We start from the raw sequence: 15,231 nt of genomic DNA, 5'->3' as shown, positions 1-15,231 counted from the left end.
AAAAAAAAGTGGCTGTATTAAAGCACAAAAACATAAAAAAAATAAGACATAGGCTTGATTTAGCTTTATGTGAAAAATACCCATATAAATAATGAATAACATATATGAAACATGGGCTTACAACTTTTTTGTGTTCTATTTATCATTATTTAAAAAAAATATGGGCATTATTTATTTTAATTATTTTTAATTAAAACATATATTTATAGCTTAAATTTTATAAAGAATGATTATTGATTTAATGAATGGTCATCATTCGATTTTTACATAAAGCTGCTTTTCATTCTGCATCAATTGGTCGAAATTAGAGCAAAAGCTTTAAAATGATTGAAGAAAATGTCGACAACATTACAGCCTTTATCGCTTATTTATAATCAAAAATCTGGATTTCATGCCACACAGCAAGAAGGTGTCTATGAAGAACTGTTGCATGTTTTGTCACAGCATGGTTTTGAAATCCAATTGTTTGAAATGGGTGAAATCGCCAATTTTGATCAACTGATGCAACAGGTGTTAGCACGGCATCAAGCAGCGCAGTTAAGCGGTGTTGTGGTTGCAGCGGGTGGAGATGGTACTTTAAATGCGGTTGCTGCAAAGTTAAAAGGGACATCTATCCCCATGGGTATTTTGCCTTTGGGCACGTTTAATTATGTGGCGCGCTTACTGAATATTCCGCTAGATTTAATTGAAGCAGCGCATGTCATCGCAACTGGCAGTACGCGTGCTGTGCATGTGGCACAAATCAATCAACACATCTATTTAAATAATGCCAGTTTGGGTTTATACCCTTTATTTATTCAAAAACGTGAGCGTTATAACCGTTATTTAGGACGCTTTCCTTTACATGCCTATACCTCGGCTTTAGATGTACTGCTGCGTGACCGTAAAGAATTAAAATTAGAAATAGAGGTCGATACAAAGCGCTATCCGCTGAAAACGCCGCTCATTTTCTTTGGGAATAATCAATTACAACTGTCTGAAATGAATTTACGTATTGCCAAAGCTGCTGCAGCAGGCAAAGTCGCAGGTGTTGCAGTGGCAAAGTCCGATAAATTGACTTTATTTAAAATTCTGTGGCAATTAATTCAGGGGAAGGCTGAGCAAGCCAATGATATGTACAGTTTTGCAGCAGAGCAGGTGGTCATTCATAGTAAACGCCAACAACTGACCGTGGCGCTTGATGGAGAAATTGTCAAAATGCGCCCACCACTGCGTATTTTTGTATTGAAAAATGCATTGAAGATTAAGGTGCCGCATGCTGCTGCATCTGTCTGATTTGCACTTTGGCACTGAAAATGTGGCTTGTATGCAGGCGGTACAACAACTGTGTGCAAGTATGCGACCGGAAGCGGTTGTGGTCAGTGGTGATTTAACCCAACGTGCACGCTATGCACAGTTTTATGCTTGTAAGCATTTTTTAGACAGTTTGAATTTACCGTATTTGGTTGTGCCAGGAAATCACGATATTCCGCTATATCATCTTTGGAATCGTTTTTTTAGTCCGTTTGCGCGGTATCAGTTGTTTTTTGGGCGCATGGAAAGTGTGTTGGAAACGCAACATTTTTATCTGATAGGCGTAAATAGTATTCGACGCCGTTTTCATACTCGCGGGCATATTTCTTTAAGTCAAATTCAGGAAGTTGAAGCTTTGCTACAAGTTGCGCCAAGTAATAAGTTTAAAATTTTGGTGGCGCATCAACCATTTTATACACCACCAGATGATCGCCACAGCATTAAAGATTGCCCAGTGTTGGGGCGAATTGCCTTAGAGCAGTGGAGTAAAAATGGTTTATATGCCTTGCTGCATGGGCATTTACATCAACCCGCAGTATATGACTTAAATCAAATTTATGCCTTAGGCGCAGCGCATCCTGTGCTGGATATTCATGCGGGTACTGCAATTTCATATCGTTTGCATCAAGGTATGCCGAATAGCTTAAATGTATTGTATAACAATGGTGATGTGCAGCATTACATTTTTGATGCTGAAAAAAAGCAATTTGTGTTGTGGCAACAAAATGCAGAATAAATCACCGATCTAGCCAACTTGTCTAAAAAAACAACAAAAATTGAAAAATTTTTAGCTTTTCCCCTTGAAGCGTTTTTTTCCATCCCCACAACTGTGTCATCTAAAATTTATTTTGATGATGACCAAAGGAATAATTAAGTCGTCATCAGGAATCTATACATTGACTTAGTCTAATGGAGTTATTTATGAGCAACATTCGTCCATTACATGACCGCGTAGTTATTCGTCGTGTTGAAGAAGAAACAAAAACAGCTGGCGGTATCTTGCTTCCAGGTTCTGCTGCAGAAAAACCAGCCCAAGGTGAAGTGATTGCAGTAGGTAATGGTCAAATTACAGACAATGGCGTACGCGCTTTAGACGTAAAAGTGGGCGACAAAGTCTTGTTTGGTACTTATGCAGGCACCACAGTTAAAGTAGACGGTGAAGAACTTCTAATTATGAAAGAGTCTGATATTTTAGCGGTACTTGAAGGCTAAGTTCAGAACTCATATTCAAAGCAAATTTGAACATTATTTAAAAATATTTGGAGTTAAACATGTCAGCTAAAGACGTAAAATTTGGTGATTCAGCTCGCACAAAAATGATCGCAGGTGTAAACGTACTTGCAGACGCAGTTAAAGTAACTTTAGGCCCTAAAGGTCGTAACGTAGTGATTGACCGTTCTTTCGGTGCACCGCACATCACTAAAGATGGTGTATCTGTTGCGAAAGAAATCACCTTGAAAGACAAGTTCGAGAACATGGGTGCTCAGCTTGTACGTGAAGTGTCTAGCAAAACCAATGATATCGCAGGTGACGGTACGACCACTGCAACAGTACTTGCACAAGCCATTTTAAATGAAGGCATCAAATCTGTAACTGCGGGCATGAACCCAATGGATTTGAAACGTGGTATCGACCTTGCTGTAAAGGCAGTCGTTGCAGACATTAGAGCAACGGCTAAACCTGCTTCTGACACGAAAGCGATTGAGCAAGTAGGTTCTATTTCTGCAAACTCGGACACGACTGTGGGCAAGTTAATTGCAGAAGCAATGGAACGCGTTGGTAAAGAAGGCGTAATCACTGTTGAAGAAGGTTCAGGCTTTGAAGACGCGCTTGACGTTGTCGAAGGTATGCAGTTTGACCGCGGTTATATCTCGCCATACTTCGCGAACAAACAAGATACTTTGACTGCAGAACTTGAAAACCCGTTCATTCTTCTTGTTGATAAAAAAATCAGCAACATTCGTGAACTGATTACTGTCCTAGAAGCGGTTGCAAAAACAGGTAAGCCTCTTCTGATCATCGCTGAAGATGTTGAAGGCGAAGCGCTGGCAACGCTTGTTGTGAACAACATGCGTGGCATCATCAAAGTATGTGCGGTGAAAGCGCCTGGTTTTGGTGATCGTCGTAAAGCAATGCTTCAAGATATTGCAATCTTGACAGGCGGTACGGTTATTTCTGAAGAAATTGGTATGTCTTTGGAGCAAACATCACTAGAGCATTTGGGTAGCGCGCACAAAGTTACAGTCTCTAAAGAAAACACCGTGATTGTGGATGGTGCTGGTGATGCAAATCAGATTTCTGAGCGTGTTCAGCAAATCCGTGCGCAAATCGAAGAATCTACTTCAGAATACGACAAAGAAAAACTTCAAGAACGCGTTGCTAAATTAGCAGGCGGTGTTGCAGTCATCAAAATTGGTGCTGCAACTGAAGTTGAAATGAAAGAGAAGAAAGACCGTGTGGATGATGCGCTTCACGCAACTCGCGCTGCGGTTGAAGAAGGTGTTGTTGCAGGTGGTGGTGTTGCACTGGTGCGTGCTGCATCTGCACTTGATGGTCTGACTGGTGCTAACGATGACCAAAACGTAGGTATCAACATTCTTCGTCGTGCAATCGAAGCTCCGCTTCGTCAAATCGTAGCCAATGCTGGTGATGAGCCATCTGTAGTAATCAATGCTGTGAAGAACGGTGAAGGTAACTATGGTTATAACGCTGCGACTGGTGAATATGGCGACATGTTGGAAATGGGTATTCTTGACCCTGCAAAAGTAACTCGTTCTGCACTTGAGCATGCAGCGTCTGTTGCTGGCCTGATGTTAACAACAGAATGTATGATTACTGAAATTCCAGAAGACAAGCCAGCAATGCCAGATATGGGTGGCATGGGTGGTATGGGCGGAATGATGTAATCTGCTTATCCTGTTGGTAGTTCTTTGTAATTTATAGATTTATTTATTGTATTTTTATAAATTACTCACATTGTTACTCACAAAATATTTTGTTGTAAAAAAAGGTCGCTATTTTTAGCGACCTTTTTTATTTTATTGCTCTTAAAGGGTATCAATATACATTTCCGTGCTGTTTCTGTTGGTGCTATTTAACAGGTGAATGGCAACATGATCGAAAAAAAGCGATAAAAATAAAGAAGCATGGACGACTTTCAGTAAGTTTATTTCGCTACGGTTTGGACTATGTTCAAATGGCTATTCTACGTTTGATTGGTTTTGGAAAAAAAGAAGAATTTAAGAAAGTGCTAGCAATTTTAAGAAAGAAAAAGCCTGATAGGACAAGGGCCCTATGAAATTTGTCGTGTACAGAGATAAATTCCAATCCATATGATTATTGTTGGACTGCGTATTTGACTTTCGGGGAATATTGGCTTTTGTATTCGTCGCGCTTATTTGCTCTCGTAGTGGTTCAGAATCATAACCCTTATCTGCACATAAGACATCAGTTTCTTCCAAATCTAATTTTTCAACTAGCTCAGGCGCAACTTTAACATCATGTGTTGTTCCATTCGTGATGATAATTTCAATTGGATTACCATAAGAATCAACGGCTAAATGTATTTTTGAACTATTCCCACCAATGCTTTTTGAGATAGCTTGATCTTTTAATCAAGCAGAGTGTATGTGCTCTGATATGAGAACCATCAATAAAAATCCACGCTTTATCTGTATGTTTACTGATTAATTTAAATATCTTCATCAGCTTATTGTGTTTAGACCAACGACTATATTTTTTGAATATCGAATTTGGATTGCCAAAATCTGGTGGTAAATCTCGCTATGGGCAACCTGTTCTAATTCGATAAAGAATAGCTTCAATAAAATTTCGAAGATTTCGTATGAGATAAATATCAAAATTACGCATGAGGAGCATCGCTCCGCAAGATTCTAACTTTGACCAGTGTTGATCATTCAGCATTGTGCGAGGCATAGCGAGTAGTGAATTTGGTTTGGAGATTGAATTTTACTTACTCGCTATTTTTTATACAGCAAATGTCAACAGACCCTAATTAACCTTAGCATTTTTAAATCAATTTTTGATTGATAAAGTTATTGGTTATTAAAATATTATTCTATTAAAAATTTATTTGTTTCAATATGTTAGTTGGTTGTAAGAACATATTTTCTTTTTATTTCAAATAAATCTGTATTTTTAATCAAATTTTAATTGATAAAATTTTAAAGTAAAATTACAATCGGCAACATAGGGGTGTCTAGATTGTTTGTTCTATATCAGTTTTGTATGAAACGAGTAAGTGATCTAGGCCAATAACTCAAGCGATACGACAGCTCTCTGGGCTTTACAATTCCAACTCTAGAACTGGAATGTAATTGCTTAGTGAGATTAAAAGTTTATGCTTCAAAAATAGGATGTATTTTAATGAAAAAATCTTTTCAATTATCAGCTCTGGCAGTTGCATTAGTTGCTGCAGGTAGTGTTCATGCTGTAACTATCAATAACATCAATGGGTTTGATATATCGTTTTTGGGGCCAGATACGTCTACAAGTCAATCTGTAGATTTAGGTAGCTCAAATTCTGGCTTTCAAAATATTGGGGTACCTTCACTTTTACAAACTGGTGTTGTAACTCGCTATGATTTATCCGCAACGCAAACAGTCTATGCAGTACAAGAAAACTCTACTTCTGCACCAGTGTATTATGAGAAAAACTCTCTTGGTGAATTTGTAAAAATTGCTGACCAAACTGCTGCTGCTAGTGATGTTGCAGGGCAACCTGCAAATGCTGCTGGTTTACTTGAAACAACAACTTCTAAGCAACAAAAATCTGAGACTATTAAGACTGTTTCTGATCAAAATGTTCAGTATGGAGAGAAAACAACTGAGCGTGAGGCTGTAACAGTAAGTAAAGGGCAGATGACAGATGGTGTAGCCCTTGTCGAAGATTTAAAAAATAGTACTATTCCAACATCTACTGAAACAGTTACTAAAGATCAATCAGTTACAACAGGCATTATTGATTCAACTGGTGGTGTAAATACTTATGGAACAGTTGCTAAATCTAAAGATACAGCTACTGATGGTACTGTAACAGCAGATAAAACTGCTACTTTAACTGCAAGTGGGATTGTTGCAAGCGATGTTGTTACGGGTAACTCAACAACAGTTACAGCTGAAGGTATTACTACAAGTCTTATTACTGGTAATGGTGCAAACGGCGCTTTGGTACTGCATGGTGGTACAAATTCGACTACACAAACTTTAGATGACAATGGCGTTAAATTTGTTACTACTGATGCAAGTGGTACTGTAACAGGTACAACTACGATTGCAGCAGACGGTACACTTACAGTTCAAGGTGTAAATGTTACTGGTGAGATTGCAACCAATGCAGCAAACATTGCAACCAACACTGCTGATATCGCTACAAACACAGGTAACATTGCAACCAATGCAGCGAATATTGCAACGAACACTGCTGATATCGCAACCAATGCAGCGAACATTGCAACAAATACAGCTGATATCGCAACCAATGCAGCAAACATTGCAACGAACACTGCTGATATAGCTACAAACAAAGCTGACATTGCAACCAATGCAGCGAATATTGCAACGAACACTGCTGATATCGCTACAAACAAAGCTGACATTGCAACCAATGCAGCGAATATTGCAACGAACACTGCTGATATCGCAACCAATGCAGCAAACATTGCAACTAGCACTGCTGATATCGCTACAAACAAAGCTGATATCGCTACGAACAAAGCTGACATTGCGATTAATGCAGCAGCGATTTCAAGTGAAGCAGCAACCCGTTTAGCAGCAGACAATGCAGCAACAACTGATCGTGCAGCGATTCGTAATGAAGCAGCAGCTGAGACAGTACGTGTAAACAAAGCAATTGTTGATGGTGATGCAGCAACGTTAACTTCTGCAAAAGGTTATACAGACACTACAGCAACGACTTTACGTAGTGAAGCTGCAGCTGAAACAGTACGTGTAAACAAAGCAATTGTTGATGGTGATGCAGCAACGTTAACTTCTGCAAATGGTTACACTGATGCTAAAGCGGCAGCGACTTTGGTATCAGCTAATGCTTATACTGATGGTCGTGCAAATCAATTAAATACTCGTATTGATGATGTGCAAAAAACTGCTTACCGTGGTATTGCAATTGCGTTAGCTGCACAACAAGCTGTACCTAACATTGCTCCAGGTCAAGTTGCTGTATTTGGTGGTGTAGGTCATTATGAAGGTGAAACTGCTGGTTCTATCGGTGTAGTAACATCTTTTACTGATCGTATCTCTGCAAGTGGTGCAGTTGGTTTCGCTGGTGGTAATGAGTTTGGTGGTCGTGTAGGTGTTTCATATGTGTTTGGCGGTAAATAATTTACCTTTAACATAGTTGAAATAAAATCCCCGCAATTGCGGGGATTTTTTTATGCGGTACAATAAAACTATACTTTCGCAAGAAGTCTATTAAATTTGCGGACAATAGCTTTTAACTTAGACCAGTGTTGATCATTCAACATTGTACGAGGCATGGCGAGTAGTGAATTTAGTTTGGCGATTGAATTTTACTATCTCGCTATTTTTTTTACAGCAAATGTCAACAGACCTTAAGAGTATGATGAGCTTTTGTATTAAATTGGTAGTGCTTAATGATTAAGCTGAGGGCGATATGAAAGAACAAGAACACCAGATCATTGGGTTAATTTATGATGCCGCGATGGATACGCGTTTATGGCCGCAAGTAATTGAAAAAATTGTTCAATATACAGACAGTAAAACCGCCATTTTTACTGCCTTAGATCAATTTAGTCCAAGTTACGATTTTTTATTTAGTCACAATATTCCAGATGAAGCTTTGCATGCCTATCGTGATGAGCGGATTCGCGTGATTGACATGCAGTTACACAGAGTATTGTGGGAAAATTTAGGTGTGGGGCAAGTAGCGAGCTCGGATTTATCGCATTATGGGGAAAACCCTGAAAGTGATGAATATATCTTTTATGAACGGTGTTTGAATCCGACGGGAATTAGTTATATCTCGGCTGTTTTGCTCGATCAGGGTTCACATCGTTGGGCGGTTTTGGGACTACACCGTGCGCCAGATGTAGCGCCGTATCAACAAAAAGAGTTGGATTTTTTAAAGCATTTGGGTGTGCATTTACGCCGTGCTTTACAAATCCATCGTCAGTTTAGTTTGGTTAAACAAGAAAATTTAAGTTTGTATAGCGTGCTCGATCATTTAAAAACAGGTGTGATTTTGCTTGATCATCAGTTGAGTTTGACTTATTCAAACCCTTTAGCTCAAAGCATGCTGGAACACGATTCATGTTTAGGTTTGGACTTGTATAATTGTTTAAAAACAAATGCTTATGATCAAAATCGTTTAGATCAATTATTGAACTCAGCCTTATTGGGACAGTCGGCATTAAACGCAGATGTAGGCGGTGTATTGTCTTTGTCAGATGCGAAAGGAAAACAATTAATGCTGACTATCGTACCTTGTTCTAAATTAAAAAATATGCAGCATCAAAATGCAGGACAACATCAAATTGCGGTATTTCTGACCGATAAGCATCAGCACTATGCCTTGTCAAAAGCCTATTTGCAGCAAGCTTATCAATTGTCTAAACGTGAGTTTGAGCTGTGTGAGTTGTTGATGAATGGTTGTAAGTTAGAAGAAATTGCGGAACATTGTGGAGTTACGCTCAGTTCGGTGCGCACTTATTTTAAAAATATTTATGAAAAAACCCAATGCAAATCGCAAATTGAACTTATGCATTTATTAATGGGTTGTACCATTCATTTTGAGCATATTGGTTAAAGCTGCCTAAGTCTAGCTTAGACAGCTTATAAGAGTTTTTAGTTACTGCGTTGTAGGGTAACAGAGGGTTCGCCTTCTGAGCCTATGGTCAGACTTGTGCCTGAAATAGTATAGTTTACAATTGATTTGGAATCGTCAAAGCTATCATGGAATCCACCACATTCGTTGGTGTCATAAAAAACTTCGGTAGGTGTGAGTGTATTCGCAGTAATGGATAACTTGCCATATTCAATTCCAGCCCAACCGCAATCTTCACCACCTTCTCCATCTAGGAAGAAGTAGTAGTTATTGTCAAAGAAGGCAAAGAGTTGAGTTTCTGAGAACTTCCAAGTACCGACTAGACCTGATGATTGTTTTACTTTAGTTAAAATATAGGTGCTATTACTTCCTACATCAGTCAGCACTAGATCTGTGCCATTATAACTTAAGCGGTAATGATCATCATTGTCAGGATGTGAAAGTCCGTAGTCACCGTTTGTATCTATGGAAATTACAGGGTTCAGCGCTGAGGTTAAAGCATTCCAATTTAATTGTCCGATTTCAATACCAGGCTTCCCTGTTTCATCTTCTACATCTGCTTCGCCCAGAACATAACGTCCATCTGCTAAAATATGTAATAAAACAGCAGATGCATTGGTACGTCCAATTTCCCAAGTTCCAGCAATATCTTTATAAAAGGTGGTTTGGAAGTTTTCTGCAGCTTTTTGTGGTGTCACGAGTTGAGCTTCAGTGAGGGGTGTTTTGCTAAGCACTTCAGTTGTGAAATCGGTGCTATTTTGTTCAAAAGTTAGATTTACAGTATTGAAGGCTGCTTGAGTCTCTGCACTAATCTCAATCCCATTACTATGGTCGCCATCGGCATCTAAAGATTGTAGCAATACCATTAAGTTGGTACGGGCATTTTCACTTTCAGCTAAATCTAGTGGGGTAATACGTGCTTTAGCTTCAATGGCTTCACCAAGTTGCACATCACCAATAAAGAAGCGAACAGTATCGCCCTCCGCATATTCAAACTCACCTTTATCATTGGTGATACCTTCAATACTTTCACCTGAACTCGAAGCTCTGAGATATTTAACCCCAGCTACAGGTCCATCGGTTAGTATCCCAGTTTTTAGGGAGCTTGAAGGTGGGGGAGCAGAACTACCAGAATCATTGTCTGAACCGCCACATGCACTCAGTAAGCCTGCTAAAGTTAAGCATAATAAGGTTTTTTTCATCACGAATTCCTTGTTATTCAAATTGTCATATCTGCAGTATAGAAATTAGATGAGTTTAGGAGCTATCCCAAAATTGGGAGGGTAAACACAAAAATCTGTGAGAAAAAATGAAGAAAAAACAATATTTTTGTGAAAAAGTATAATTTTTTGATTTTCAGTCACGGAAGATCCACTCGCCTATGTTAATTTGAAGAAAAATATTGCGTGTTTAAGCCCAATCGCCACCAGAAAGTGATCTTGTTCTATGCTGTCAAAAATTTTTATTGAACGTCCAATTTTTGCAGGTGTGCTCGCTATTATGGTGATGGCACTCGGGATTTTTTCAGTACTGAATCTGCCTGTAGAACGTTATCCAGATATTGCGCCGCCTCGTATCACCGTCAGCGCAACCTATACAGGTGCTTCGGCTGAAACCGTAGAAGAAAGTGTGACTCAAATTTTAGAACAACAAATCAAAGGTTTGGATCATCTGCTGTATTTTAGTTCTAGCAGTGATTCTTCAGGACGAAGTCGAATCAGCATTAGCTTTGAAAATGGTACCGACCCCGATACCGCACAAGTCCAGGTACAAAATGTGATTAATGGTGCAATTAACCGCTTACCTGAAGATGTGCAGCGTCAGGGGGTGAATATCTTTAAATCATTGGGCGATACGCATATGGTGATTGGGCTGTACGATGCCACAGGCAAAAGCAGCAATATTGCCTTGTCTGACTATATGATGGGTCATTTAGAGCAAGAGCTGGCACGCATTGAAGGTGTGGGTGAGGTCGATGTTTTTGGTGCACAATATGCGATGCGGATTTGGCTGAATCCATTAAAGTTAAAACAATATGCACTCATGCCAAGTGATGTACGTGCTGCAGTATTGGCACAAAATACCCAAGTCGCGGCAGGGGCAATTGGTGAATTACCCACAGCACAAGAACAATATCTCAATGCCAAAGTCACCTCAGGTTCACGCTTAAAAACGGTAGAAGAATTTGAAAATATTATTTTAAAAGCAGATCAGGCTGGCAGCTTTGTTTATTTAAAAGATGTGGCACGTATAGAACTCGGTGCAGAAAATTATCAAAACTTTAATACCATTAATGGTTTTCCATCGGCAGGGATGGGGATTTCTTTATCGTCTGGTGCCAATGCGTTACAAACTTCAGCCTTAATTCAAAAACAAATTGAGCATTTAAAACAACAATTGCCCGAAGGTTACCAAATTGTCTATCCACGAGATAACACGCCTTTCGTGCAGGAATCAATTAATGAAGTGGTGAAAACTTTAATTGAAGCGGTGATTTTAGTTGTCATCGTGATGTTCTTGTTTTTACAAAACTGGCGCGCGACGCTCATTCCTACCGTAACCGTGCCTGTGGTGATTTTAGGCACTATGGCCGTGTTGCAACTCTTTGGCCTAAGTATTAACACGCTGACCTTATTCGCTTTGGTTTTAGCGATTGGTTTGTTGGTGGATGATGCGATTGTCGTGGTCGAAAACGTCGAGCGTTTAATGCACGAACAGCAGCTCTCGGCTAAACAGGCATCTATCGCATCTATGCAGGAAATTAGCGGTGCTTTGGTCGGCATTACCTTAGTTTTGACCGCAGTATTTATTCCTATGGCATTTTTTGGTGGTTCGGCTGGGGTGATTTATCGCCAGTTTTCCATCACCTTAGTCACTGCGATGGTGCTGTCTTTAGGTGTGGCCTTAATTTTAACGCCTGCCTTGTGTGCCTTGATTTTAAAACCCAATCCACAACCAGCCCAATGGGCCATCTGGTTTAATCAAAAACTGGAACGCTTAAAACAACACTATCTCAAATTATCAGGCTGGACGATTCAGCATAAAGCGGTGTGTCTGGTTATTTTTGCAGGTTTATTGACGGTGTTTGCCTTGTTTTACCGTGCCTTACCTACCAGTTTTATCCCGAATGAAGATCAGGGCATGTTGTCGGTGCAATTTAAATTACAGGAAGGTGCGCCGTTGTCTAAAAGTCGTGAAGTGGGCGAAAGCATACGTGAATACTTTATGCAGCATGAAGCCCACAATGTTGATTTGGTGATGATTCGTTATGGACGTAATTTTTCGGGAACAGGGCAGAATTTAGGGCAGGGTTTTATTGCGCTAAAACATTGGGATGAGCGTCAAGGGCAACAGCATACCGCACAAGCTATTCGTGAACGTGCCATGCAGCATTTTCGACAGTATCCCAATGCACAAATTACCATTGGCATGCCCGCAGCAGTTCGTGGTTTGGGGCAAACCGATGGCTTAGAGTTCTGGATGCGCGATGTGAATGGTACAGGACGCGATTTTTTAATTCAGCAATTTCAAAATTTACAGCAGCAAGCCGCTCAATATCAAAGCTTTAAAAATTTAGATCAACGTGCCAATCCTGAAAAAGCGGAGTTAAACGTCACGATTGATCAGAAACAGGCGATGGCAGCAGGTTTAAATCAAACGGCGATTAACAGCACTTTAGCGGCAGCTTGGGGCGGCAGTTATATCAACGATTTTATTGACCGTGGTCGAATTAAACGCGTAATTATGCAGGGTGATGCCGAATTTCGTGGTAAACCTGAAGATTTGAACCAATGGTCGGTACGTAGTCAACAAAATCAAATGGTACCTTTTAGCCAGTTTGCTCAACTCAGTTGGAGCGGTGGGCCAGAAGTCGTCAATCGTTTTATGGGTTATAGCGCTTTGCAAATGGAAGCCGATACTGCTGAAGGATATAGCTCGGGGCAGGCGATGCGTGATTTAGAACAGATGGTGGCACAGCAGCAGGGCATTGACTTGGCATGGAGTGGGTTGTCTTTTGAAGAAAATCAGTCTAGCAATCAGGCTTTGTTACTGTATTTGGTTTCCATCGGGTTTATTTTCTTGTGCCTTGCGGCCTTGTATGAAAGTTGGAGTATTCCAACAGCGGTCATGAGTGCCATTCCTTTAGGGATTGGTGGAAATATTATTTTCAGCTATTTGGCAGGTTTCCCGAACGATATTTATTTCCAAATTGCCTTGCTCACCACCATTGGTTTGTCATGTAAAAATGCCATCTTAATTGTGGAGTTTGCTTCGGCTGCGCAGCAACAAGGCAAACAGGTGATTCAAGCCGCTTTAGAAGGTGCAAGCTTACGGCTCAGACCTATTTTAATGACCTCATTGGCATTTGGTGCAGGTATTTTGCCGCTAGTATTTGCCTTTGGTGCAGGTGCAGCAAGCCGTCAGGAAATTGGGGTGAGTGTTTTAGGTGGAGTTATTTTTGGCACAATTTTAGTGCTTGTTTTTATTCCGTTTATGTACGTGCTGATTCGTTCTATATTTCAAGTGAATCGTTCATCACCCATAAACTAAAGATGTTTTTTATTAGGCACTTAGCAAAATTATAGGCTATGATATGAAACGCTAAAAATCTTGCATAAATCTACAGATTTTCGGTTTTTTAAGGGTTGGTATGGGCCGAGACACTGCGCCCATTCTTCATTTTACGTTTTTGGAATGATGGAGTGGGTGAGAGCAATGACCAATCTGCACGCTGAACAGTTAGAACAAGCCTTACAATTGCATCAGCCAAGCACAGTACACAGCCTGATCGACAGTATCAATCCTGCCGATTTAGCCGACTTAATGCAGTATTTAAGCCTGAAAGCACAGCTGAGTTTAATTGAACAAATTGACAGTGCTGCCTTGGTGATGGAATTTTTACCACTGCATTCACAACTTCAAATTGCCGAAGCGATTGCACCGCAGCAATTGGTCAAACTGATTTCAGCCATGCATTCAGATGACCGCACCGACTTATTTAAGTTACTTTCTCCGCATTTACAGCGTTTTGTCAGCTTACACATTACGGAAGAAAAACGCGCACAGATTCAGACTTTAGCGCGCTATCCTGAAGAATCTGCGGGCGCGATTATGAGTTCGGATTTCGTGGTGCTCTCGCCAGAACTGAACATGCAGCAAGCTATAGATGAATTGCGCAGAATGACCACAGATCGGGAAACTTTGTACCTGATTTATATTGTCGATGAACTAATGAAACTATTGGGGGTTATTTCTTTAAGGGAAATTATTCAAAACCCGCCTGAACAAAAAATTAAAAATGTGATGTGCACCGATTTGGTCACAGGTTTGGTGACTGAAGATCAGGAAAGTATCGCGCAAAAACTCAGCCATTATGATTTTTTGGCCTTACCGATTGTAGATGATGCACAGCATTTACTGGGGATTGTCACCTATGATGATGCGATGGACGTGGTACAGGCAGAAACTACAGAAGACTTTTTAAAATCCAGTGCGGTAGCGTCTTCACCTGGCATGAGTATAAAAACTGCGCCAATTTTATTTTTATATCGCAAACGTGTGTTTTGGTTGGTGATTTTGGTATTTGGCAGTTTATTGTCTGGAATTGGTATTGCGCATTATGAAGACATTATTGCAGCACATATTGTACTGGTTTTTTTCTTGCCGCTTTTGGTCGGTAGTGGTGGTAATGCGGGTTCTCAGTCTGCGACCTTAATGGTACGGGCACTGGCTACAGGTGATGTGCAATTTAAAGATTGGCTGCATTTACTCGGACGTGAAAGTTTGGTGGCGCTATGTTTGGGTGGAACGATGGCTTTTGCGGTTTCAATTTTAGGCTATTACCGTGGCGATATGATGGTGTCTGTGGTATTGGCACTGAGTATGCTGGGCATTGTGCTGATGGGTTGTTTAATTGGCATGAGTCTACCTTTTATTTTGCATCGCCTGAAACTAGACCCTGCCAGCGCCTCTGCACCTTTGGTGACTTCGATTTGTGATGCAACGGGTGTGGTGGTGTACTTATTTATTGCTTCACAGTTGTTACTTTAAACGCTGTCGGTGATGATGACTCATTCAACACCTCATCTTAAAACTTTTTGCATTGATCAAAATTC

General features: G+C 40.2%; 9 protein-coding genes and 2 pseudogenes. 9 read left to right on the top strand and 2 right to left on the bottom strand.

Annotation, left to right across the window (positions count from 1 at the left end; all coding sequences use genetic code 11):
* The first annotated feature begins 336 nt into the window (after nt 1-336).
* From CF596_RS01445 to CF596_RS01425, 5 genes and pseudogenes are all read left to right on the top strand, one after another.
* Nucleotides 337-1,275, top strand: a complete 939-nt coding sequence (locus tag CF596_RS01445) for a diacylglycerol kinase family protein (RefSeq protein WP_096900992.1) — start codon at nt 337-339, stop codon at nt 1,273-1,275.
* Nucleotides 1,256-2,029, top strand: a complete 774-nt coding sequence (locus CF596_RS01440; protein ID WP_004972133.1) for a metallophosphoesterase — start codon at nt 1,256-1,258, stop codon at nt 2,027-2,029. The genes CF596_RS01445 and CF596_RS01440 overlap by 20 nt, the downstream gene beginning before the upstream one ends.
* Before the next feature lie 185 nt (nt 2,030-2,214).
* Complete coding sequence (locus CF596_RS01435; RefSeq protein WP_004972131.1) at nt 2,215-2,505, top strand: co-chaperone GroES; 291 nt, start codon at nt 2,215-2,217, stop codon at nt 2,503-2,505.
* 59 nt (nt 2,506-2,564) lie between these two features.
* Entirely contained in the window at nt 2,565-4,199 is a 1,635-nt protein-coding gene (gene groL / locus CF596_RS01430; RefSeq protein WP_096900991.1) for a chaperonin GroEL, read from the top strand.
* A gap of 173 nt (nt 4,200-4,372) precedes the next feature.
* Nucleotides 4,373-4,591 (top strand): annotated as a pseudogene (locus tag CF596_RS01425) (IS4 family transposase); the annotation flags it as partial.
* Nucleotides 4,592-4,616: 25 nt separating this feature from the next.
* Here CF596_RS01425 and CF596_RS01420 read toward each other — a convergent pair.
* Nucleotides 4,617-5,229, bottom strand: a pseudogene (locus CF596_RS01420) (IS5 family transposase); the annotation flags it as partial.
* Nucleotides 5,230-5,637: 408 nt separating this feature from the next.
* On the opposite strand from CF596_RS01420, the gene CF596_RS01415 reads away from it, so the two are divergent.
* Nucleotides 5,638-7,653 carry a YadA-like family protein gene (locus CF596_RS01415; protein ID WP_143228669.1) on the top strand — a complete coding sequence of 672 codons (2,016 nt, stop codon included), beginning with the start codon at nt 5,638-5,640 and terminating at the stop codon, nt 7,651-7,653.
* 292 nt (nt 7,654-7,945) lie between these two features.
* Entirely contained in the window at nt 7,946-9,097 is a 1,152-nt protein-coding gene (locus CF596_RS01410; protein WP_096900989.1) for a LuxR C-terminal-related transcriptional regulator, read from the top strand.
* 38 nt (nt 9,098-9,135) lie between these two features.
* On the opposite strand, the gene CF596_RS01405 is transcribed toward CF596_RS01410, so the two are convergent.
* Nucleotides 9,136-10,317 carry a hypothetical protein gene (locus CF596_RS01405; protein ID WP_096900988.1) on the bottom strand — a complete coding sequence of 394 codons (1,182 nt, stop codon included), beginning with the start codon at nt 10,315-10,317 and terminating at the stop codon, nt 9,136-9,138.
* A 244-nt stretch (nt 10,318-10,561) separates the two neighbouring features.
* Between CF596_RS01405 and CF596_RS01400 the strand changes: the two genes are divergently transcribed.
* Together CF596_RS01400 and mgtE are read left to right on the top strand one after the other, a co-directional pair.
* Nucleotides 10,562-13,666 carry a multidrug efflux RND transporter permease subunit gene (locus CF596_RS01400; RefSeq protein WP_096900987.1) on the top strand — a complete coding sequence of 1,035 codons (3,105 nt, stop codon included), beginning with the start codon at nt 10,562-10,564 and terminating at the stop codon, nt 13,664-13,666.
* A gap of 165 nt (nt 13,667-13,831) precedes the next feature.
* Nucleotides 13,832-15,166, top strand: a complete 1,335-nt coding sequence (mgtE, locus tag CF596_RS01395) for a magnesium transporter (RefSeq protein ID WP_075175071.1) — start codon at nt 13,832-13,834, stop codon at nt 15,164-15,166.
* Nucleotides 15,167-15,231 lie beyond the last annotated feature (65 nt).

Source organism: Acinetobacter sp. YT-02, from assembly GCF_002412355.1.
GTDB lineage: Bacteria > Pseudomonadota > Gammaproteobacteria > Pseudomonadales > Moraxellaceae > Acinetobacter > Acinetobacter towneri.
This window is presented reverse-complemented; position numbering and strand designations above follow the sequence as displayed.

Bases quoted from the DNA above. Each gene is read 5' to 3' on its own strand.
- CF596_RS01440 (WP_004972133.1), top strand. From the start codon at position 1,256: ATGCTGCTGCATCTGTCTGATTTGCACTTTGGCACTGAAAATGTGGCT.
- CF596_RS01400 (WP_096900987.1), top strand. From the start codon at position 10,562: ATGCTGTCAAAAATTTTTATTGAACGTCCAATTTTTGCAGGTGTGCTC.
- CF596_RS01410 (WP_096900989.1), top strand. From the start codon at position 7,946: ATGAAAGAACAAGAACACCAGATCATTGGGTTAATTTATGATGCCGCG.
- groL (WP_096900991.1), top strand. From the start codon at position 2,565: ATGTCAGCTAAAGACGTAAAATTTGGTGATTCAGCTCGCACAAAAATG.
- mgtE (WP_075175071.1), top strand. From the start codon at position 13,832: ATGACCAATCTGCACGCTGAACAGTTAGAACAAGCCTTACAATTGCAT.
- CF596_RS01435 (WP_004972131.1), top strand. From the start codon at position 2,215: ATGAGCAACATTCGTCCATTACATGACCGCGTAGTTATTCGTCGTGTT.
- CF596_RS01405 (WP_096900988.1), bottom strand. From the start codon at position 10,317: ATGAAAAAAACCTTATTATGCTTAACTTTAGCAGGCTTACTGAGTGCA.
- CF596_RS01445 (WP_096900992.1), top strand. From the start codon at position 337: ATGTCGACAACATTACAGCCTTTATCGCTTATTTATAATCAAAAATCT.